At 71.0% G+C, this 21,461-nt stretch carries 16 protein-coding genes and 1 pseudogene; 7 read left to right on the top strand and 10 right to left on the bottom strand.

Annotation, left to right across the window (positions count from 1 at the left end; genetic code table 11):
• Positions 1 to 114: 114 nt before the first annotated feature.
• Positions 115 to 1,362: a metallophosphoesterase gene (locus tag ACGFZK_RS15660; RefSeq protein WP_393849419.1), complete on the bottom strand. Its 1,248-nt coding sequence runs from the start codon at positions 1,360 to 1,362 to the stop codon at positions 115 to 117.
• Positions 1,363 to 1,636: 274 nt separating this feature from the next.
• A complete protein-coding gene (locus ACGFZK_RS15655) occupies positions 1,637 to 2,752 on the bottom strand; it encodes a LacI family DNA-binding transcriptional regulator (RefSeq protein WP_030028209.1) in 1,116 nt (371 codons plus the stop codon).
• A 361-nt stretch (positions 2,753 to 3,113) separates the two neighbouring features.
• Between ACGFZK_RS15655 and hisC the strand changes: the two genes are divergently transcribed.
• A complete protein-coding gene (gene hisC / locus ACGFZK_RS15650) occupies positions 3,114 to 4,193 on the top strand; it encodes a histidinol-phosphate transaminase (protein ID WP_393849418.1) in 1,080 nt (359 codons plus the stop codon).
• 31 nt (positions 4,194 to 4,224) lie between these two features.
• Here hisC and ACGFZK_RS15645 read toward each other — a convergent pair whose 3' ends face one another.
• Positions 4,225 to 4,593, bottom strand: coding sequence for a cyclophilin-like fold protein (locus tag ACGFZK_RS15645; protein ID WP_393849417.1), 369 nt, complete (start codon positions 4,591 to 4,593; stop codon positions 4,225 to 4,227).
• A gap of 190 nt (positions 4,594 to 4,783) precedes the next feature.
• On the opposite strand from ACGFZK_RS15645, the gene ACGFZK_RS15640 reads away from it, so the two are divergent.
• The 4 genes from ACGFZK_RS15640 to ACGFZK_RS15625 are packed head-to-tail and all read left to right on the top strand — an operon-like array spanning position 4,784 to position 12,812.
• Complete coding sequence (locus tag ACGFZK_RS15640; RefSeq protein WP_393849416.1) at positions 4,784 to 6,289, top strand: cytochrome ubiquinol oxidase subunit I; 1,506 nt, start codon at positions 4,784 to 4,786, stop codon at positions 6,287 to 6,289.
• A gap of 18 nt (positions 6,290 to 6,307) precedes the next feature.
• A complete protein-coding gene (gene cydB, locus ACGFZK_RS15635; RefSeq protein ID WP_393849415.1) occupies positions 6,308 to 7,309 on the top strand; it encodes a cytochrome d ubiquinol oxidase subunit II in 1,002 nt (333 codons plus the stop codon).
• A gap of 58 nt (positions 7,310 to 7,367) precedes the next feature.
• Positions 7,368 to 10,976, top strand: coding sequence for a thiol reductant ABC exporter subunit CydD (gene cydD / locus ACGFZK_RS15630; RefSeq protein ID WP_393849414.1), 3,609 nt, complete (start codon positions 7,368 to 7,370; stop codon positions 10,974 to 10,976).
• 21 nt (positions 10,977 to 10,997) lie between these two features.
• Complete coding sequence (locus ACGFZK_RS15625) at positions 10,998 to 12,812, top strand: GAF domain-containing sensor histidine kinase (protein ID WP_393849413.1); 1,815 nt, start codon at positions 10,998 to 11,000, stop codon at positions 12,810 to 12,812.
• 19 nt (positions 12,813 to 12,831) lie between these two features.
• Here the strand turns inward: ACGFZK_RS15625 and ACGFZK_RS15620 are convergent, their stop codons facing one another.
• Entirely contained in the window at positions 12,832 to 13,719 is an 888-nt protein-coding gene (locus ACGFZK_RS15620; protein WP_393849610.1) for a Cof-type HAD-IIB family hydrolase, read from the bottom strand.
• 105 nt (positions 13,720 to 13,824) lie between these two features.
• On the opposite strand from ACGFZK_RS15620, the gene ACGFZK_RS15615 reads away from it, so the two are divergent.
• The gene (locus tag ACGFZK_RS15615) at positions 13,825 to 14,730 is read left to right on the top strand and encodes an LLM class flavin-dependent oxidoreductase (protein ID WP_393849412.1); all 906 of its coding nucleotides are present in this window, start codon (positions 13,825 to 13,827) and stop codon (positions 14,728 to 14,730) included.
• Between the two features lie 61 nt (positions 14,731 to 14,791).
• Here the strand turns inward: ACGFZK_RS15615 and ACGFZK_RS15610 are convergent, their stop codons facing one another.
• Positions 14,792 to 15,034, bottom strand: coding sequence for a hypothetical protein (locus tag ACGFZK_RS15610; RefSeq protein ID WP_393849620.1), 243 nt, complete (start codon positions 15,032 to 15,034; stop codon positions 14,792 to 14,794).
• Between the two features lie 193 nt (positions 15,035 to 15,227).
• Complete coding sequence (locus ACGFZK_RS15605; protein WP_393849411.1) at positions 15,228 to 15,767, bottom strand: RNA 2'-phosphotransferase; 540 nt, start codon at positions 15,765 to 15,767, stop codon at positions 15,228 to 15,230.
• A 134-nt stretch (positions 15,768 to 15,901) separates the two neighbouring features.
• Here ACGFZK_RS15605 and ACGFZK_RS15600 point away from each other — a divergent pair, with 134 nt between their 5' ends.
• Entirely contained in the window at positions 15,902 to 16,723 is an 822-nt protein-coding gene (locus ACGFZK_RS15600) for an aquaporin (protein WP_393849410.1), read from the top strand.
• A gap of 117 nt (positions 16,724 to 16,840) precedes the next feature.
• On the opposite strand, the gene ACGFZK_RS15595 is transcribed toward ACGFZK_RS15600, so the two are convergent.
• The 4 genes and pseudogenes from ACGFZK_RS15595 to ACGFZK_RS15580 all read right to left on the bottom strand — a co-directional run bounded on the left by ACGFZK_RS15595 (position 16,841) and on the right by ACGFZK_RS15580 (position 21,358).
• Positions 16,841 to 17,755, bottom strand: a complete 915-nt coding sequence (locus tag ACGFZK_RS15595) for a MerR family transcriptional regulator (RefSeq protein ID WP_393849409.1) — start codon at positions 17,753 to 17,755, stop codon at positions 16,841 to 16,843.
• Positions 17,756 to 17,765: 10 nt separating this feature from the next.
• Positions 17,766 to 18,687, bottom strand: a pseudogene (locus tag ACGFZK_RS15590) (metal-dependent hydrolase).
• Entirely contained in the window at positions 18,684 to 20,492 is a 1,809-nt protein-coding gene (locus tag ACGFZK_RS15585) for an SDR family oxidoreductase (protein ID WP_393849408.1), read from the bottom strand. The pseudogene ACGFZK_RS15590 and the gene ACGFZK_RS15585 overlap by 4 nt, the downstream one beginning before the upstream one ends.
• Positions 20,489 to 21,358, bottom strand: coding sequence for a M24 family metallopeptidase (locus ACGFZK_RS15580; protein WP_393849407.1), 870 nt, complete (start codon positions 21,356 to 21,358; stop codon positions 20,489 to 20,491). Before ACGFZK_RS15580 ends, ACGFZK_RS15585 begins: the two co-directional genes overlap by 4 nt.
• Positions 21,359 to 21,461 lie beyond the last annotated feature (103 nt).

Below are 21,461 nucleotides of genomic sequence, written 5' to 3'. Positions count from 1 at the left end.
TAGACCCGGGCGCCGGCACAAACGGAGGAGAGCCTGCTACGGATAGAGCGATGGTAGAGCGCCCACGCCACGCCGTGACAGGGGCTTTCCGGAAATACCCCTCTCCGTAAGCTCTCAGTCGCTCAGGGGGAGTTGTACGACAAGTAGTTTGCCCGCCATTGTCACGCCGCCGTCCATCGCGATGGCGAGCCCCTCCGCGTACACGTGCGGGCCGTCCACCGCTTCGGGGCCGCGCGACTCGTCGCCGTCCTCGGTGCCCACTTCGCCGAGCAGGTACGGGATGGGGCTGTGTCCGTGGACGACGCGGCTGCCGCCGTAGGTGTCGAGGAGTTCGCGGACGGCCTGCGGGCCCGTTCCCTCGTCGCGGAAGGCGAACCGCTTGGTGAACTTGCGGAAGAGGTCCCAGGTGATGTCGGCGTCGCCGCGGTTGAGGAGCTCGTGGATGGTGTCGTTGACGTCCTCGATCGAGTCGCCGTAGTCGAGGTAGGCCGTGGTGTCGGAGTGCAGCAGGAGGTGGCCCTCCTCCAGGACGGCCGCGTCCAGGCGCGACATCCACTGCAGGTGGACGTCCTGCAGGCGCTCCATGTCGGTGCGCTGGCCGCCGTTGAGGAGCCACGCGGCCTGGAAGGTGGCGGTGCCGGCGCCGGAGACCACGGGGGTGTCGCCGAACCGCTTGGCGCCGATGAGCAGGAGCTCGTGATTGCCCATCAGGGCCTTGCAGTAGCCGCCGGCGGCGGCGGCCTCGGCGGACAGCCGCATGACGAGGTCGATGACGCCGATGCCGTCGGGACCGCGGTCGGTGAAGTCGCCGAGGAACCAGAGCCGGGCGTTGCCGGCGGACCAGCGGCGCTCGGCGTCGATCAGGCCCTGGGCGTGGAGTTCGGTGACGAGCTCGTCGAGGTAGCCGTGGACGTCGCCGACGACGTACAGCGGGCCGGGGCCGGCGGTCTCGTCCTGGGGCACGTACTGGACCTGGACGGTGTCGCCCGGGCCGCCGAGTGCGCCGCGGCCGATGACCGGGAGGTCCCGGTAGGTCGGGGTGTAGCCCTCGGGGTCGTCCTCGTCGGGGCCCTGGGTCGTCGCCTGCGCGGGTTCGACGCCGGGGCGCACGTGGAGGTGCGCGTCGGGATACGGGGCCTGCGGCGCGGCGGGCCGGGGCGCGGGCGGCTGCGGCGGGTAGCCGGGCTGCTGAGGCACCGACGGCGTGCCGTCCCCGTAGTACGCCGGGTACTCGCCGTAGACGGGGGGCTCACCGGGCAGCCCGGTGGATACGGCGTACCCGGCGGGCTCGGTGACTGGAACCCGGAAGTCCCGCAGCGTGTCCGTCCGCATCGCGGGTCCCTGACCGGCCCCCTGAGTCATCGACCCCTCCACCACCGTCGCGCTGCCGTACACCTGCGGACCCTCCTGACCTCCGGGGAGGAGGGTCCGTGATGTCGTGCGCCCATCATAGGAATGCGGCTCGCGCTCTGTGACGCACCAGGGGTGGTGAATCCTGTGCGGAGCCGATCGTTCCTACCGGTTTCTCCCGATATCGGTGTTGCTGAAATCCTCGGCCGGTCCTTGGTTGGTGCCCGGTTGGTGTCCGGACGGTCCTCGGTCGGCCCTTCGGCAGGCCGACCGGACGGTCTGTCGGTCAGTCCTGCGCCGGCGAACGGGGCGGGCTGACGGTCGTGCGGGGCTGCCTGCGCTGCGAGGAGGTGCGGATGATGAGCTCGGTCGGGACGACCTGTTCGACGGGGCGTCCGGTGTCCACTCCCTCGATCGCGTCGATGAGGAGCTGTACGACGGCGGTGCCGATGCGGCGCGGTTTGAGGGACAGGGTGGTGATGGGCGGTTCGGTGTTGGCGTAGACGGTGGACTCGCTGCAGCACACGAGCAGCAGGTCCTCGGGGACGCGCAGGCCGTAGCGCCGGGCGGCGGCGAGCAGATCGGTGCCGTTGGGGTCGAAGAGCCCGTAGACCGCGTCGGGCCGGTCGGGGCGGGCGAGCAGCCGGTCGGCGGCCACGGCGCCCGCGCACGGGTCGTGGGCGGGGTAGGACTCGTAGACGGGGTCCTGGCCGACGCGCTCGCACCAGTTGAGGTAGGCGGTCGTGGAGAGCCGGGTGTAGGTGTCGGTGGTGGTTCCGGTCAGCAGCCCGATCCGGCGGGCGCCGGCGGCGGCGAGGTGGTCGAGCAGGCCGAGTACGGCGGCCTCGTGGTCGTTGTCGACCCAGGCGGTGACGGGGAGGGAGCCTGCGGGGCGGCCGTCGGAGACCACGGGCAGACCTTGACGGACCAGTTCGGTGACGACGGGATCGTGGTCGGAGGGGTCGATGACGACGGTGCCGTCGAGGGCGACGTTGGACCACACGTCGTGGCGGGAGGTGGCGGGGAGGATGACGAGGGCGTAGCCGCGGGCGAGCGCGGCGGAGGTCGCGGCCCTGGCCATCTCGGCGAAGTAGGCGAATTCGGTGAAGGTGAAAGGTTCATCCCCGTACGTGGTCACGGTCAGGCCGATGAGGCCGGACTTGCCGGTACGAAGCGTGCGGGCGGCGGCCGACGGGCGGTAGCCCAGCCGGTCGGCCACCTCGCGAACGTGGCGGCGGGTGGCGTCGGGCAGCCGTCCCTTGCCATTGAGCGCGTCGGAGACGGTTGTGATGGAGACGCCCGCCGCGGCGGCCACGTCCCTGATGCCGGCCCGGCCCTGTCGGCCGGCGGCCCGCCGGGTGGTCTCGGTCCGGCTCACCTGATGCTTCCCTGCTGCTGTCATGGCGAGCCGATAGTAGGGCTCGGTGGGGAGGGTGGTCCGGGTGCATATGCACGCGTTGACAGGCACGTTTCTGCATGGTTCGCCACCCCCAATGACCTTGGAAATGAAGGTGTTTGGTTGCTCAAGGTGAGGGTGGGGCTTGTCGTCGGGTCCGGGCATGCCAAAACGATGCGATCTCGGGCCGGTCTCAACTCACCTGCACGAGGGACGCGCGCCACGGCGCAGGCCACCGGCGCACGCATATATGCGCGCGCTCCCCCGCATTCCAGGCGCCCCCATTCTCGGAACGGCGGAATCCTCATAAGGTGAGCAGTATTGAGTCGACGGCGACGTCGTACGGGACGGTCGAGGAGGACCTGCGGTGAGCGAGAAGAGCCCGAAGCTGCGCGCCGAGCTGGACGGCATTCCGACGTACAAGCCCGGCAAGCCGGCTGCCGCGGGAGGGCCTGTCGCGTACAAGCTGTCCTCGAACGAGAACCCGTACCCGCCGCTGTCGGGCGTGCTGGAGACGGCGGTCGCGGCGGCCGGGAACTTCAACCGGTACCCCGACATGGCCTGCACCGGCCTGGTGAACGAGCTCGCCGAGCGCTTCGGCGTGCCGGTCGGGCACATCGCGACGGGCACCGGCTCGGTCGGTGTGGCCCAGTCGCTGATCCAGTCGACGGCCGGCCCGGGCGACGAGGTGATCTACGCCTGGCGCTCCTTCGAGGCGTACCCGATCCTCACGCAGATCTCGGGTGCGACCTCGGTGCAGGTCCCGCTGACCGACGGTGACGTGCACGACCTGGACGCGATGGCCGCGGCGATCACCGACCGGACCCGGCTGATCTTCGTCTGCAACCCGAACAACCCCACCGGCACGGCCGTGCGCCGCGCCGAGCTGGAGCGGTTCCTGGACCAGGTGCCCTCGGACGTCCTGGTGGTCCTGGACGAGGCGTACCGCGAGTTCGTGCGTGACGCGGACATTCCGGACGGCATCGAGCTGTACCGCGACCGCCCGAACGTCGCCGTGCTGCGTACGTTCTCCAAGGCCTACGGGCTCGCCGGCCTGCGGGTCGGCTTCGCGGTGGCGCACGAGCCGGTCGCGGCGGCGCTGCGCAAGACGGCCGTGCCCTTCGGTGTCAGCCAGCTCGCGCAGGACGCGGCGGTGGCCTCCCTGCGCGCCGAGGACGAGCTGATGGGCCGAGTCGGGGCGCTGGTGAGCGAGCGCACGCGGGTCCACGAGACGCTGGTCGCCCAGGGCTGGACCGTGCCGGACACGCAGGCGAACTTCGTGTGGATGCGGCTGGGGGAGCGGACCGCCGAGTTCGCGGAGGCCTGCGAGAAGGCCGGTGTGGTGGTCCGGCCCTTCGCGGGCGAGGGCCTGCGGGTCACGATCGGTGAGACCGAGGCGAACGACCTCTTCCTGCACACGGCCGAGGCCTTCTTCAAGGAGCTCTAGGGGCTACGGCGCCGGGCCGTTCGGGAGCGGCTCAGGCGAGTTCCACGCGGATGGGATCGCCGTCGCGGACGGTGGACAGCAGGCGGGGGTCGCCGTCGAACGAGCCGAGCACGTTGCACGGGCTCGCGAGGCGGCTCTCGCCTCCGCGCGAGATGGGCGTGGGGCCGTAGGGCAGCGCGAGCGCGTCGCCCTCGGTCCAGAACGCGACCGTGCCGGGATCGACGATCTGCCGGGCGTCGTCCTCCAGGGCCACGGAGACGCCGGTGTCGAAGTAGACCTCCTCGCCCCAGGTGTTGGCGGAGGCGGATATCGGGAGGACCTCGGCCAGCGCCTTGCTGGTCGGGGTCTCGTCGAGGGTTGCGGTGAGCTGACCCGCAGGCCAGGAGATTCGTATCTGCATGAGCCGCATTCAACAATCTGTTGAATCTATTGGCTAGAGGGGTACCCCGCCTGAAGGTGGCCGAGAGGGGTGCGCCATAATGCTTGTGAATGTGAACGCGTTCACAAGCGTGCCCCGGTTGCTCCCGGATTGGGTGAACTCGACGGGCAGATTGCCGCTGTGACCACGGCGACACGAAGGAGACGAGGACGTGGACCTAGCTTTGGCGCCGGAGACGCTGGCGCGCTGGCAGTTCGGCATCACCACCGTCTATCACTTCCTCTTCGTACCTCTGACGATCTCGCTCGCCGCGCTCACGGCCGGCCTGCAGACCGCGTGGGTGCGCACCGAGAAGGAGAAGTACCTCAGAGCCACGAAGTTCTGGGGAAAGCTCTTCTTGATCAATATCGCGATGGGTGTCGTCACCGGCATCGTCCAGGAGTTCCAGTTCGGAATGAACTGGTCCGATTACTCGCGATTCGTCGGTGACATCTTCGGGGCGCCCCTGGCCTTCGAAGCGCTGATCGCCTTCTTCTTCGAGTCCACCTTCATAGGCCTGTGGATCTTCGGGTGGGACAAGCTCCCGAAGAAGATCCACCTGGCCTGCATCTGGATGGTGTCCATGGGCACCATCCTGTCCGCGTACTTCATCCTGGCGGCCAATTCCTGGATGCAGCACCCGGTCGGGTACCGCATCAACGAGGAGCGGGGCCGCGCCGAGCTCACCGACTTCTGGCTCGTACTGACCCAGAACACCGCGCTCACCCAGTTCTTCCACACCATCACGGCCGCCTTCCTGGTCGGCGGCGCGTTCATGGCGGGTATCTCCGCCTATCACCTGGCCCGCAAGAAGCACGTCCCCGTGATGCGGAGCTCGCTGCGCCTCGGCCTGATCGTCATGATCATCGCCGGTATGGGCACGGCGATCAGCGGCGACCTGCTCGGCAAGGTGATGTACAAGCAGCAGCCCATGAAGATGGCCGCCGCGGAGGCGCTGTGGGACGGGGAGGCGCCCGCGCCCTTCTCCGTCTTCGCCTACGGAGACGTCGACAAGGGCCACAACAAGGTCGCGATCGAGATCCCCGGCCTGCTGTCCTTCCTGGCCAACGACGACTTCACCTCCTTCGTGCCGGGCATCAACGACGTCAACAAGGCCGAGCAGGAGAAGTACGGCCCCGGCGACTACCGTCCCAACGTCCCCGTCGCCTACTGGGGCTTCCGCTGGATGATCGGCTTCGGCATGGCCTCCGTGGGCGTCGGAGCACTGGGTCTGTGGCTGACCCGCAAGCGGCTCCTGCTTCCGGCGGCGCTGCGGACCGGGGAGGACGAGGTCCCGCACCTGGTGCTCTTCAAGAAGGCACTCAGCCCGAAGTTCGCCAACCTGTACTGGGTCGTCGCTCTTTGGACGATGGGCTTCCCGCTCGTCGCCAGCTCCTGGGGCTGGATCTTCACCGAGATGGGCCGCCAGCCCTGGGTGGTCTACGGGGTCCTGCGCACCAGGGACGCGGTCTCGCCGCACGTCTCCCAGGCCGAGGTGCTCACCTCGATGATCGGCTTCACGCTCCTGTACGCCGTGCTCGCGGTGATCGAGGTCAAGCTCCTCGTCAAGTACGTCAAGGCCGGACCGCCCGAGCTCACCGAGGCAGACCTGAACCCGCCCACCAAGATCGGCGGGGACGACAAGAACCCCGACCGGCCGATGGCCTTCTCGTACTGAGGCCGAGGAGAGCACACCATGCAACTCCACGATGTCTGGTTCGTACTCATCGCCGTCCTGTGGACCGGCTACTTCTTCCTGGAGGGTTTCGACTTCGGAGTCGGCGTACTGACCAAGCTGCTGGCCCGCGACCGCACCGAGAAGCGGGTCCTCATCAACACGATCGGGCCCGTGTGGGACGGCAACGAGGTCTGGCTGCTCACCGCGGGCGGCGCGACCTTCGCCGCGTTCCCCGACTGGTACGCCACCCTCTTCTCCGGCTTCTACCTGCCGCTGCTGCTCATCCTGCTCTGCCTCATCATCCGTGGCGTCGCCTTCGAGTACCGGCACAAGCGCCCCGAGGACCGGTGGCAGACCAACTGGGAACACGCGGTCTTCTGGACCTCGCTGATCCCCGCGTTCCTGTGGGGCGTCGCCTTCGCCAACATCGTGCGCGGCGTCAAGATCGACGAGAACAAGGAGTACGTCGGCAGCTTCCTCGACCTGCTGAACGTCTACTCGATCCTCGGCGGACTGGTCACCCTCACCCTGTTCACCTTCCATGGCGCGGTCTTCACTTCGCTCAAGACCGTCGGTGACATCCGGGACCGCTCGCGGAAGCTGGCGACCCGGCTGGGTGTCGTCACCGCCGTACTGGCCCTGGTCTTCCTGATCTGGACCCAGGTCTCGCGCGGCGACGGGAAGAGCCTGATCGCGATGACCGTCGCGGTCCTGGCGCTGGCCGGGGCGCTCGGCTTCAACCTGGCGGGCCGTGAGGGCTGGTCGTTCGCACTGTCCGGGGTCACCATCGCGGCGGCCGTCGCGATGCTCTTCCTGACGCTCTTCCCGAACGTCATGCCGTCCTCGCTGGACGACGCCTGGAACCTCACGGTCACCAACGCCTCGTCCAGCCCGTACACCCTGAAGATCATGACCTGGTGTGCGGCCGTGGCCACCCCGCTCGTGCTGCTCTACCAGGGCTGGACGTACTGGGTGTTCCGCAAGCGGATCGGGACGCAGCACATCGTCGATGTGCACTGAGTTCCCCCCCGTCGCATGACCTGCCTGTCCGGCTGACCTCCCCGAGGGGATGTTTCACGTGAAACCGATCGACCCGCGCCTGCTCCGGTACGCCCGTTCCACCCGCCTCTTCCTGGGGGCGGTGGTGGCCCTGGGTCTTGCCGGGGCGGGGCTGGTCGTCGGTCAGGCCATGCTGATCGCCGAGATCGTGGTCGGCGCCTTCGAGCAAGGGCAGAGCGGCGAGGCGCTCCGGACACCACTGCTGCTGCTCGTGGCGGTGGCGCTCGGGCGCGGGCTGATCGCCTGGCTGACGGAACTGGCCGCGCACCGGGCCGGCGCGGCGGTCAAGTCGGAGCTGCGGAGCAGGCTGCTGGACCGAGCGGCGGATCTCGGGCCCGGCTGGCTGACCGGGCAGCGCACCGGATCGCTGGTGTCCCTGGCCACCCGGGGCGTGGACGCGCTCGACGACTACTTCGCCCGCTACCTGCCCCAGCTGGGGCTCGCGGTGGTCGTGCCGGTGGCGGTGCTCGCCCGTATCGTCACCGAGGACTGGGTGTCGGCGGCCATCATCGTGGTGACGCTGCCCCTGATCCCCGTGTTCATGATCCTCATCGGCATGGCCACCCAGTCCCGGATGGACCGCCAGTGGCGGCTCCTGTCCCGGCTGTCGGGGCACTTCCTCGACGTGGTGGCCGGACTGCCCACTTTGAAGGTCTTCGGCCGGGCCAAGGCGCAGGCCGAGTCGATCCGCAAGATCACCGACGACTACCGGCGCGCGACGATGCGGACCCTGCGGATCGCCTTCCTCTCCTCCTTCGCCCTGGAGCTCCTGGCGACCCTGTCGGTGGCACTGGTGGCCGTGACCATCGGCATGCGGCTGGTCCACGGCGAACTGGACCTCTACACCGGACTGGTCATCCTGATCCTCGCGCCCGAGGCGTACCTGCCGCTGCGGCAGGTGGGGGCCCAGTACCACGCCGCCGCCGAGGGGCTGGCGGCCGCAGAGGAGATCTTCGAGGTCCTGGAGACCCCCACGGCCGGTCCGGCCGGTACGGCCGAGCTGCCGAGCGGCGCTCCCCTGCGGATCGAGGTCGAGGGGATCGCCGTCCGCTACGCGGGCCGGGGCGAGGACTCGCCGCGGCCGGTCTCGCTGACGGTCGGGCCGGGAGAGTGCGTGGCCCTCACCGGCCCGAGCGGAGCGGGCAAGTCCACGCTGCTCCAGGTGCTGCTGGGGTTCGTGACACCGACCGCCGGGCGGATTCGGGTGGCGGGCGTGGACCTGGCCGAGCTGGCGCCGGCGCAGTGGCGGGAGCAGATCGCGTGGGTGCCGCAGCGGCCGCACCTGTTCGCCGGGACGATCGCCGAGAACGTCCGGCTGGCCCGGCCGGGCGCCGGTGACGCCGATGTGGCCGCGGCCTTGAAGGACGCCGGGGCCTGGGAGTTCGTGACCGCACTGCCGCTCGGGATGGAGACCTCCCTGGGCGAGGGCGGAGTGGGACTGTCCGCCGGCCAACGGCAGCGGCTGGCCCTGGCGCGCGCGTTCCTGGCGGACCGGCCCGTGCTGCTGCTGGACGAGCCGACGGCGGCGCTGGACGGCGAGACCGAGGCGGGGATCGTGGACGCGGTCCGCCGGCTCGCCGTGGGCCGGACCGTGCTGTTGGTGGTGCACCGGCCGGCGCTGCTCGCCGTCGCGGACCGGGTGGTGGCGATGGCCGCGGGCGACTGCCCCGAGGGGCCCGTGGCCGAACGGCCACTCCCCCGTCGGGACCTTGTCGCGGTCGGCGACGAGCCCCGGTCCCCCGGTGAGCTCGGCGCGGATGCCGGGGAGTGGATCCTCGGTAGCCCGCCCGAGCGCTCCGGCGGCGGAACGGGCGGGACCGGTGCGGGTGGGGCCGGTGCGGGCCGGACCGGTGCGGGCTCGGGCGCGGCGGGCGATCCGTTGCGCCGGGTGCGGACGGTCGCCAGTGCATGGCAAGGACGCTTCAGGCTCGGGCTGTTGCTCGGGGCGCTGGCCGTCGGATGCAGCGTCGGTCTGATGGCCGTGTCGGGCTGGCTGATCTCGCGGGCCTCGCAGCAGCCGCCCGTGCTCTATCTGATGGTGGCCGTCACGGCCACCCGGGCCTTCGGGATGGGCCGAGCCGTCTTCCGGTACGCCGAGCGCCTCGTCTCGCACGACGCCGTGCTGCGGATGCTCGCCGACCTGCGGGTCTCCGTCTACCGCCGCCTGGAGCGCATCGCGCCCGCCGGCCTGCGCGAGCACCGGCGCGGGGACCTGCTGGCCCGGCTGGTGGCAGACGCCGACGCCCTGCAGGACTACTGGCTGCGCTGGCTGCTGCCCGTCGGTACGGCCGTGCTCGTCGGAACCGGCTCGGTCGCCTTCACCGCCTGGTTGCTGCCCGAGGCCGGAGCCGTACTCGCCGTCGGACTGCTCGCCGCCGGTATCGGGGTGCCGCTGGTCAGCGGGGGCTGCGCCCGCCGTGCGGAGCGCAGGCTCGCGCCCGCCCGGGGCGAGCTCGCCACCCGAGTGGCCGATCTGCTCACCGGGACCGCGGAGCTGACCGTGGCCGGCGCACTGGAGGACCGCAAGGGCCGGGCGCGGGAGAGCGACGGCCTGCTGACGCGCATCGCCGCACGGGGCTCGGCCGCGGCCGGGCTGGGCGGGGGCCTGTCCGCCCTGGTGTGCGGGCTCACCGTCGTGGCCGCCGCGGCCGTTGCCGCCGACGCCGTCCACGACGGACGGCTGTCCGGGGTGGCCATGGCCGTCGCCGTTCTGACACCGCTGGCCGCCTTCGAGGCGGTGAGCGGACTTCCGCTCGCCGTCCAGTACCGCCAGCGGGTGCGCCGTAGCGCCGAGCGGGTCTACGAGGTCATCGACGCGCCGGTCCCGGTTGCCGAGCCGGAGCAGGCCGCCGCGGCCCCCGCCTCGCCGTTCCCGCTGCGGCTGACGGGGCTCACCGCACGCCACCCCGGCCAGGAGCGTTCCGCCCTGCGGGATCTGGATCTGACCCTGGAGGCGGGCCGCCGCATCGCCGTGGTCGGTCCCTCGGGCTCCGGCAAGACCACCCTGGCCCAGGTCCTCCTGCGGTTCCTGGATCCGTCCGAGGGCACCTACACCGTGGGCGGGTGCGACGCGCGCACGCTCGACGGCGACGACGTACGCGCCCTCGTGGGACTGTGCGCGCAGGACGCGCACATCTTCGACAGCTCGGTACGGGAGAACCTGCGCCTGGCCCGGACCGGGGCGAGCGAGGAGCAGCTGCGGGCGGCGCTGGCCGCGGCCCGGCTGCTGGAGTGGGCCGACGGCCTTCCGGACGGGATGGACACGCTGGTCGGGGAGCACGGCGAGCGGATCTCGGGCGGCCAGCGCCAGCGACTGGCCCTGGCGCGGGCTCTGCTCGCGGACTTCCCCGTACTGGTCCTGGACGAGCCGGCCGAGCACCTGGACCTGGCCACGGCGGACGCTCTGACGGCGGATCTGCTGGCCGCGACCGAGGGCAGGACCACCGTGCTGATCACGCACCGGCTGGCCGGCCTGGAGGCGGTCGACGAGGTGCTCGTGCTGGACCGCGGCGAGGTCGTGCAGCGCGGCCCGTACGCGGAGCTGGCTGACGCCGACGGGCCGCTGCGGCGGCTGCTGGAGCGCGAAAGGGCAACGGACGGGACTTTGGCCAACTTTCCCCGCCAATAGGGACTAACTAGTCTCAAGACCATGTCAGTGCAGCAGCCGCAGGAATCCCCTGATCCCTCACCGGATCCATCGCCGGGAGCGCAGGGAAAGCCGGAAGCGCAGGGAACACAGGGAACACAGGGAACACAGGGAACGCCGGACCCGCTGGTGGCCGCCACCCAGGCCACCAGGAGTCTGCAGGGCCTGTCCACCGAGCTCACGGCCCGCGTTCCGCAACTGCTGGAGGCCATGAGGTCGGTGGGGACCGGGCTCGAGCTGCACTCCACACTGGACCGCATCTGCGAGACCGCGGCCGAGCTCGCGGACGCCCGCTACGCGGCGATCGGCGTCGTCGACACGGAGGGCCGTGGCCTCTCGGACTTCGTCACCCACGGGATGAGCCCCGCACAGGCCCGGAAGATCGGGCACCGCCCGGACGGCAAGCGCGGGCTGCTCGGGGCCCTGATCTCGCACTCCGACACGGTGCGGCTGGCCGATCTGACGCAGGACCCGCGCTCGGCAGGGTTCCCGCCCCACCACCCGCCCATGAAGACCTTCCTCGGAGTGCCGATCCGGGTGCAGGGCGAGATCTTCGGCAATCTCTACCTGGCCGAGAAGAACGGTGGCGGCGAGTTCAACGACTACGACCTCCACATGGTCCGGGTGCTGGCCACCGAGGCGGGCATCGCCATCGGCAACGCCCGGCTGTACGAGGCCGCCACCCAGCGCGAGCGCTGGATCGACGGCTCGGTGGCCGTCACCACCGCGCTCCTGTCCGGCGGGGACGCTGATGATGCCCTCGCGGTGGTCGCGGAACAGGCCCGCCGACTGGCCGACTCCGCCGCAGGGATCGTCATGCTGCCGGCCGAGGAGGGCGGGATGGAGATCGTCGCCGTCTCCGCCGACAACCCGGCCACCTCGCTCGGTGTGGTGATCCCGGCCGAGAGTCCGGTGGTGGACAGGCTGCTGGAGGGCGAACCGGTCTTCGCGGACGACGCCGCCTCCGACCCCCGCATGATCACCAAGCTCACCAGCCAGTACGGCCCTTGCATGATGGTGCCCCTGCAGAGCGGCGGACGGGTGCTGGGTGCGCTGGTCACCCCCCGGGACCGGGGCGGGCGTCCCTTCACCGAGGCCGAGCGGACGCTGGCCACGCAGTTCGCCTCACAGGCGGCGCTCGCCCTGATGATGGCCGAGGCGCAGCGCGACCGCGAGCGGCTGGCGGTGTTCGAGGACCGCGACCGGATCGCCCGCGACCTGCACGACCTGGTCATCCAGCGGCTCTTCGCCACCGGGATGATGCTGGAGGGCGCCCAGCGCCGGTCGATCGTCCCCGAGGTGCGCGACGGCGTGGGCAAGGCCGTGGACGAACTGGACGTGACGATCCAGGAGATCCGCACCGCGATCTTCGCCCTGCAACAGGGCCCGGCGGAGGCCCCGTCCGGGCTGCGCACCCGGGTGCTGCGGGAGATCAACATGGCCGCCGTGCCCCTGGGCTTCCAGCCCGCGCACCGCTTCCTGGGCCCGATCGACGCGGTCGTCGGCGAGCTGGTGGGCAAGAACCTGATTGCCGCGCTGCGCGAGGCCCTGTCCAACGCCTTCCGCCATGCCGAAGCGACCCGGATCGACGTGGTGGTCGACTCCACCATCACGCTCGCCGACGGCCGGCCCGGGGTCCGGCTGGAGGTCGCCGACGACGGGGTGGGCATCCCCGACGGCGGCCGCCGCAGCGGGCTGCGGAACCTGCGCCGACGGGCCGAGTCGCTGGGCGGCGCGAGTTCGTACGGCCCGGGCATCGGCGAGGACGGCGGCGGCACCACCGTGGTGTGGGAGGCCCCGCTCCAGCCGCCCGCCTAAGGTGTCCGGCGAGACACCCCTAGACCTGCTGCTGCGCCGTCCGTTCGGCGAGGATGCGCTCGATGACGAGGGCGACCCCGTCCTCGTTGTTGGCGACCGTACGGCCGGAGGCGGCCGCGATCACATCGGGGTGGGCGTTGCCCATCGCGTACGAGGTGCCGGCCCAGCTGAGCATCTCCACGTCGTTCGGCATGTCCCCGAAGGCGACGACCTCGGCGGGGGAAATGCCCCGCTCGGCGCAGCACAGTGCCAGGGTGCTCGCCTTGGACACACCCGTGCCGCTGACCTCCAGCAGGGAGGTGGGACTGGAGCGGGTGATCGATGCGTACTCGCCTGCGGCGGCGCGCGCCAGCGTCAGGAACTCGTCCGGGGCCAGCTCGGCGTGGTGCGCCAACAGCTTGAGAACGGGCGCGGCGTTCTCGTCCGTGTCCTCGTGCAGCAGCTTCTCGGCGGTGGCGACCCTGGCGCCCGGATCCTTGAAGAACGGCGGGTACGCCGGCTCGTAGTTGATGCCGGTGGTCAGCTCCACCGCGAAGGAGGTGCCGGGCACCGCGGCCCGCAGGGCATTGACCACGGCGAGTGCGGCTACCCGCGGGAGGGCCCTGACCTGCACGAACTCTCGTCCCGCATGCAGGTCGACCACCGCCGCGCCATTGGCGCAGATCGCGAGGCCATGGCCGTGGACATGGTCACTGACCACATCCATCCAGCGGGCCGGGCGGCCGGTGACGAAGAAGACCTCGATGCCGGCCTCCTCTGCGGCGGCGAGCGCGGCGACGGTGCGCGGTGAGACGGACTTGTCGTCGTGCAGCAGGGTGCCGTCGAGGTCGGTGGCGATGAGCCGGGGCGCGGGGGTTGGCCCGTCCGGGCACTGGGGAGCCGAGGTCACCGGTCCATCTTCGCCCATGGCCGGGGGCGGCTTGACCATGGGCGGGCGCCGTGACCTCGGGCGATGTTTCACGTGAAACGCCGATGTTTCACGTGAAACATCGGCTCACCGTAGGCTCGAAGCATGAGTCTGCGTCTGAGCACGGTGATCCTTCCGGTACGTCGATGGAACGAGGGGGGCCGCGATCAGTGGCTCCGGGCTGAGCAGCTCGGATTCCACACCGCCTATACCTACGACCACCTGTCCTGGCGGACCTTCCGGGACGGCCCGTGGTTCGGTGCCGTGCCCACCCTGACCGCGGCGGCCACCGCCACCGAGCGGCTGCGTCTGGGCACGCTGGTCACCTCGCCGAACTTCCGTCACCCGGTGACCCTTGCCAAGGACCTCATCAGCCTGGACGACATCTCCGGCGGACGTATCACCCTCGGTATCGGTGCGGGCGGAAATGGCTTCGACGCCACCGCGCTGGGCCAGGAGGCCTGGTCCCCGCGGGAGCGCGCCGACCGCTTCGCCGAGTTCGTCCCGCTGCTGGACCAGTTGCTGACCGAGGGCTCGGTGAGCCACGAGGGCACCTTCTACTCCGCGGAGGAGGCCCGCAACATCCCCGGCTGTGTGCAGCGGCCACGGCTGCCGTTCGCGGTCGCCGCGAACGGGCCGCGCGGTATGCGGCTCGCCGCCCGGCACGCTCAGGCCTGGGTGACCACGGGTGACCCGAAGCTCTTCGAGGAGGGCACTCCCGAGCAGTCGCGGGAAGCCCTGCGTGGGCAGCTCGAACGGCTCGGCAAGACCTTCCTGGAAATCGGGCGGGATCTCGAGACCGTGGAGAAGGTGCTGCTGACCGGCTTCACGCCCGAGGCCAACACCGTGCTGGAGTCCGTGGACGCGTTCGTCGATTTCGCCGGCCGGCATCGCGAGCTGGGCTTCACCGAGCTGGTGATCCACGCTCCGATCCCGGACTCCGATTTCGCCTCCGACGAGGCCGTGTTCGAGAAGATCGCCACCGAGGCCCTGGCACAGCTCGACAGTTGATCCCCTGGTCGTCACCGCTCCCTCATGAGAGCGGCGACGACCAGGACCCTGGTTTTGTCGTTCAGCTGCGCGAGCAGGCGCTCCGCGGACGGCAGGAGGCAGTCGGGCACATCGTCCTCGGGCAGCGCCCGGGCCCGGCGATCAGGGCCTGGACCGAGCAGGAGCGGGGCGACGCGGAAGCCGGCGCCGCACGTGCCCCGGCGCGCGGGCTGGAGTAGAGGTGGTGGGAGAGCAGATCCACCCAGCCGCGCAGATCCACCTGGAAGCGGTGGGCCGTGGACGGGGACGGGGTCGTGGACGCCATAGGGCGTCACCTCGCGTACATGCAGGGGTGGTTCGGTGATCGCGAGGTCCCCCTCGCAGATCCCGCAGCTGCTCACAGATGAGGGGGATGGTCGGACCATCTCTGCGTGCATTCCGGCGCCCCGGCCGACTGGTCCGGGACGACTGGTCCGGGGCCCGCCCCGGGTGCCCCGCCCGTATGCCCCGCCCCGCACCTACGGGAAGCGGAGGAACTGCGGCGGCACGGCGTCCACCAGCCACACCCCGTTGGCGCTGATCCGGAAGAGGTGCCCGGCCGCACGCATCGCCCCTGCGTCCACGCTGAGCACGACGGGCCGGCCGCGTCGCGCGCCGACCCGGGTGGCGGTCTCCCGGTCGGGGGACAGGTGCACGTGGTGGCGGGCCATCGGGCGCAGGCCCTCGGCTCGGATCGAGTCCAGGGCGGCGGCGACGGTGCCGTGGTAGAGGTACGCGGGCGGTTCGGCCTGCGGGAGGTCCAGGTCCACGGCGACGGTGTGCCCCTGGCTGGCCCGGATCCGGGTGCCGTCGACGGCGAACCGCTGTTTGTCGTTGGCGGCGACGACGTGGTCGAGCTCGGCCCGGCTGACGTGGAAGCCGTGCGCGGCGGCGGCGCGCAGCAGCTCGTCGATCTCCACCCAGCCATGGGCGTCGAGCACCAGTCCGATCCGTTCCGGCTGGTGCCGCAGGTGTTTCGAGACGTATTTCGACACCTTCACGGTGCGTCTTTCATCCATCGCCCCAGCCTGCCCGGTCGGGCAGTCCTGCGGCAGGGATTTTCCGGGGGTGACCGGGTGTGGACACCCCTCTATCGCCATTCCAAGATGCGGAATATATTTTCCGCTGCCACTTCTGCTCAGGGGGAGAAACCATGACAGCCCAACCCTCACTGTCACGCCGCGCCGCTGCCGAGCTGGTCGGTACCGCCGGCCTGCTCGTGGTCGTGATCGGCTCCGGGCTCAAGGCCGCCGAGCTCAGCCGCGACACCGGTGTAGCCCTCATCGCCAACTCGTTCGCCTCGGCCATCGGCCTCGGGCTGATCATCACCCTCTTCGGGCCGCTGTCGGGCGCCCACCTCAACCCGGTGGTCACCCTCACCTCCTGGTGGTCCCGGCGCACCGGCGGCGAGGGCCTGGGCGGTCGAGAGGCACTCGTCTACACCGGTGCCCAGAGCGCCGGGGCCATCGGCGGCGCCCTCCTCGCGGAAGTCATGTTCGGCCGGACGCCGGGCACCTTCGCCACCCAGGTGCGCGACGGCGGTCACCTGCTCATCGGCGAGGTGGTCGCCACCGCCGGTCTCGTGCTCCTGATCCAGGGCCTCGGCCGCATCGGGCGCCCCCGGCTCGTCCCGGCGGCGGTCGCGGCCTACATCGCGGCCGCGATCTGGTTCACCTCGTCCGGCTCCTTCGCCAACCCGGCCGGCACCCTCGGGCGCAGCTTCACCGACTCCTTCACCGGCATAGCCCCGCAGTCGCTGCCCGGATTCGTCGCCGCCCAGCTGGTCGGCGGGATCATCGGCCTGGCACTGGCCACCCTCCTGTACGGGTCCGGGTCCGGCCGGACCGCGAAGCCGGTGCCCGTGCCCGTGCCGGTGCCCGTGCCGGTCGAGACGACCGCCCCGGCAGCCCTGCCGGAGACCGCGCCGGTGGACGGAGCGAGCCCCGCCAAGGCGACGTACGAGACCATCGGGTGAGACGGCGTCTCAGTTGCCCACAGGAAAAGGGGACTTGTCCACAGCCGTTTGGGCGGGTTTTGACGGCAAAACGCGTGATCCGCTCTGTGCAACCTGTGGACTAAGCCCGATCCGCCGTTACCGCTCGCCCCGGCGCGCCAGATCGTTCATCGTCCGGGCCTGGAGCTCCCGCTCCGTCGCGGCCCGGACGAACTCCGCCACGTGGTCGGCGCCCACCAGCTCCTGCACCGCCCGTACGGTCCCGGCCGGCAGCGCCACCGGCGAGGGACCGGTCGGTCCTGGCGGGCCGGCGGCCCCCAGGTGCCGCTGCAGATGCCGGGTCGCGAAGAGCCGCATCGCCCGTGCGAGTTCCGCGTCCACGGTCTGCTGGGCCAGCGGCCGCAGCCGCCGCACCATCGTCGCCGCTTCCGCCGCGTCCGCGTCCGTGGGCGGCACCTGCCCGAGATAGCGCGCGAAGACGTGCTCGGTGGTGAACTCCAGGAACCGCGAAGCGATGTGCTCCACCTGTCCCCGCAGTTCCCGCAGGTGCCCGGTGATCGCAGGCAGCGGCACCCCGGCCGCGTACAGCTCGGAGGCCACCGCCAGCTCCTGCGGGGAGGGCACCAGGAACTGGTCCGGGCGCCCCGGGATCCGCTCCAGCACCCCGAGCTCGCACGCCTCGTCCACCGCGTCGTCGTCCGGTCGGCCGCCGAACCGTTCGTTCAGCTCGTCCCGGCTGATGCGGGCCGCCTCCTCGTCGGTCCACGGCCCGTGCACCTCGGCGACCAGCCCGAGTACGCCGCCCAGACCGCGCCCCGCGTCCCAGGCCTCCAGCAGTTCCTTGATGGAGGCCAGGGTGTAGCCGCGGTCCAGCAGGTCCGCGATCTGGCGAAGCCGCGCCAGGTGCGTGTCCCGGTAGACGTTGGAACGGCCCCGCCGCTCCGGCTTCGGCAGCAGACCACGGTCCTGGTACGCCCGGATGGTGCGCACCGTCGCCCCGCTGTGGTGTGCCAGATCCTCGATCCGGTACTCGGCTACCGCCTGATCGGACAATCCCGGCTCCCTACGACATCGCGGCTCGGCCGACCGCGCCCGCCGCGGCCCGGGCGGCAGGTGAAGCCGCAAGGTACTCGACCGCCCTGCGCAGCGAGCCCTCCTGCGAGGGATGGTACGACCGCCGGAAGTATCGGGGTATGGCCGTGCCGAGCTCCCTCCACGTGGGGAGCAGCCCCTTGGCCACCGCGCGGTTGTGCGCACGCAGCGAGTAGCGCAGCCGACCGCCCAGTTCGGGGTCGTTGCGTATCAGGTACGAGGCCCCCCACACCCACAGCCACGCCAGTACGGGCGCGACCACCAGCATCGCCTCGATGCGCCGCGCGTGGCGGGGCAGACCGCCTCCCCCGCAGTGCTGGTACATGTCGAAGGCGACGGAGCGGTGCTCCACCTCCTCCGCGCCGTGCCAGCGCAGCAGATCCAGCATGATCTCGTCCGCCCCGGCCCGGTCGAGCCCCTCGGCGCGCAGCACCCAGTCCCCGAGGACCGCTGTGAACTGCTCGATCGCGGCGACCACGGCGAGCCGGAAGCGCAGCCACTCCCGCTCGGTGACGGGCGCCCCGAAGGGCGGGGTCTCCCCGAGCAGCTTCTCGAAGAGGAAGTCCACGTGCCGGGTGTACGCCTCCGTCGGCAGCCGCTGCTCGGCGAGGTGGTCCAGTACGCAGGAGTGCTGCACGCTGTGCGTGGCCTCCTGGCCCATGAACCCCTTGACGTCGGCGCGCAGCTCCGGGTCGGTGACCAGGGGCAGGCCCTCCTTGAGGACCTTCACGAACCACCGCTCCCCGGGCGGGCAGCAGCAGGTGCAGCACGTTGATGACGTGGGTGGCGGTGGGTTCGTCCGGTATCCAGTGCAGCGGGGTGGTCTTCCAGTCGAAGGCCACCCGGCGCGGGCTGATCGGATACGGGCCGGCCCGGTTCGCGGCCCCGCTCACAGCTTCGGCTCCATCCTCGCGATGCGCCTCAGGGTGCGCGGGGCGAAGCGGGACATCCACAGGGCGCCCTTGGACTCCGGCGTCACGGGTACGACGGCCTCGTTGCGCACGACGGCCCGCAGGATCGCGTCGGCCACCTTCTCCGGCGGGAAGTTGCGCAGGCCGTACAGGCGGGAGGAGCGTTCCTGACGGCGCTTCTCCTCGGCCTCGTCCACCCCGGCGAAGCGCGAGGTGGCGGTGATGTTGGTGTTGACGATGCCGGGACAGATCGCGGAGACGCCGATCGACCTCGAGGCCAGTTCCGCGCGCAGGCACTCCGACAGCATCAGGACGGCGGCCTTCGAGGTGCTGTAGGCGGGCAGGGTCCTGGACGGCAGGTAGGCGGCTGCGGAGGCGGTGTTGACGATGTGCCCGCCCTGGCCGCGCTCGGCCATCTGCTTCCCGAAGATCCGGCAGCCGTGGATGACGCCCCACAGATTGACGTCCAGGACCTTCTTCCAGTCCTCGGCTGTGGTGTCGAGGAAGGATCCGGACAGGCCGATCCCCGCGTTGTTGACCAGGACGTCGACGATTCCGTACTCGGCGGCGACCCTCGCCGCGAGCTTCTCCATCGCCTGCTCGTCGCTGACGTCCACGCACTCGGCCCAGGCCTCGGCGGCGCCGACGAGGCGGGCCATGTCGGCCGTGCGCGCCGCACCGTCGGCGTCGCGGTCGACGGCCACCACCCGGGCCCCGGCCTCGGCGAAGGCGAAGGCGGTGGCCCGGCCGATGCCGCTGGCCGCGCCCGTGACCAGGACCAGCTGTCCCCCGAAGCGGTCGGCGTACTTGCCCGGGGCCTTCTGGTCCGGCGCCCGCGTGGCCGGCTCTTCCCGGTCCTCGACGAACTCGGTGATCCAGGCGGCCAGCTGGTCGGGCCGGGTCCGGGGCACCCAGTGCTTGGCGGGCAGGGTCCGCCGCAGCAGGTCCGGGGCCCACTGCTCCAGGCCGTCGTAGAGCCGCTCGGACAGGAACGCGTCCCCGGTGGGGGTGATCAGCTGCACCGGTACGTGGGCGTAGGCGTCGGGGCGCGGCCGGCGCAGTCGCGGCCGCACGTTGTCGCGGTAGAGCCAGGCGCCGTGCGCCGCGTCCGAGGGCAGCGAGGCCGTTGGATAGGAGCCGGCCGGCACCTTCTCGATGCGCTCGAGCATCGCGGGCCACCGCTTGCCCAGCGGCCCGCGCCAGGCGAGCTCCGGCAGTACGGGTGTGTGCAGCATGTAGACGTACCAGGACTTGGCGCTCTGGCCGAGGAGCTGCGCCGCGGCGCGTGGCGTGGGCCGCGTCATCCGCTTCTTGATCCAGTGCCCGAAGTGGTCGAGGGAGGGTCCCGACATGGAGGTGAAGGAGGCGATCCGTCCCTCGGTGCGGGCCACGGTCGCGAACTCCCAGCCCTGTACGGAGCCCCAGTCGTGACCGACCAGGTGCACGGGCCGGTCCGGGCTGACCGCGTCCGCCACCGCCAGGAAGTCGTCGGTCAGCTTCTCGAGGGTGAAGCCGCCGCGCAGCGGCTGCGGCGCCGTGGAGCGCCCGTGGCCGCGTACGTCGTAGAGCACCACGTGGAAGCGCGTCGCAAGCCGCTCGGCGACCTCCGACCAGACCTCTTTGCTGTCCGGGTAGCCGTGTACGAGGATCACGGTCGGACGGTCCGTCTCGCCGAGCTCGACGACGCACAGCTCGATCCCGCCGGTGCTCACCCGGCGCTCGCGCGCACCCGCCAGTCCCGCTGCTCCCGCCGTTCCTGCTCCGGTCATGCCGCTCATGTCGCTCATGCTGCCTTCTCCTCGGCCCAGCGCCGCACGTGCGGCAGATCGTCGTCCAGCCAGAACGCGCTCTCCTCGGGGTCCCGGGAGTCGGTGACGACCAGGATCTCCTCGAACTTCGCGCCGGTGCCCCGGAACCCGAGGTGTGGTTCCACCGCCCACAGCCCGGGCTGTGGCGGATGGTCGGAGAAGTGGTACGGGCTCCACAGCGGGGACCAGCCCTCGCGGTGGCCGTGCAGGGCGTCACCGGCCAGCCCCTTGAGGGACTGGGTGCCGAATCCGAAGGCGGTCGGCGACCAGCGGCGCTCCTTGACCCGGTCGATCTTGTGCGCGATCACACCGAAGGGATAGGCCCGGTGCCGGTTGGCGTACCCCTGCCGGGTCATCAGCCGTTCGACGTTCTCGTAGATCTCGCGCAGGGAGCGGCCCTCGCGGACCTGCTCCAGGATCAGCACGCGGTGCGCCTGGAGATCGGACATGAGCCGGTCCTGCACCGGATTGAGCCCGAGGCTGCCCGAATAGCCGATGTCGGCCGTGTAGCCCTTGAAGACCGGTGCCATGTCGAGGATGAACGGCATGCCCGGCTCCAGCTTCCGGCTGGTCGGGAAGAACTGCAGCGGGATCCTGAAGTTCGCGAAGGCGGTGCGGTCCCCGAACCAGGCGAAGGGCAGGTGGAACCAGTCCCGTACCCCGCGCTCGCGCAGCCACTCGCGCTGCATCCGCGCGGCCTCGCGCTCGGTCACTCCGGGCCGCAGCTGGGCCGCGACGGCCTCGGCGCACTCGTAGGCGAGGCGCTGTACCTCTCTGAACCCGCTCAGGTCGGCGGAGGGTGGTCCGGAGAGTCGCGCGGTGCGTTGCTTGGTGTCCCCAGCCATGTCAGCCCGTCCATCCGTGTAGCCGTACGCGCCCGTAAGTTGACACTGATGAATGTGACAATGACCGGAGATCACGTCAAGGGTCGTGCACGGACCTGTGGAC

This window comes from Streptomyces sp. NPDC048257, from assembly GCF_043201855.1.
In the GTDB taxonomy this organism is placed as follows: Bacteria; Actinomycetota; Actinomycetes; order Streptomycetales; family Streptomycetaceae; genus Streptomyces.
The sequence above is the reverse complement of the archived record's forward strand: the minus strand, read 5'-3'. Positions and strand labels throughout refer to the sequence as shown.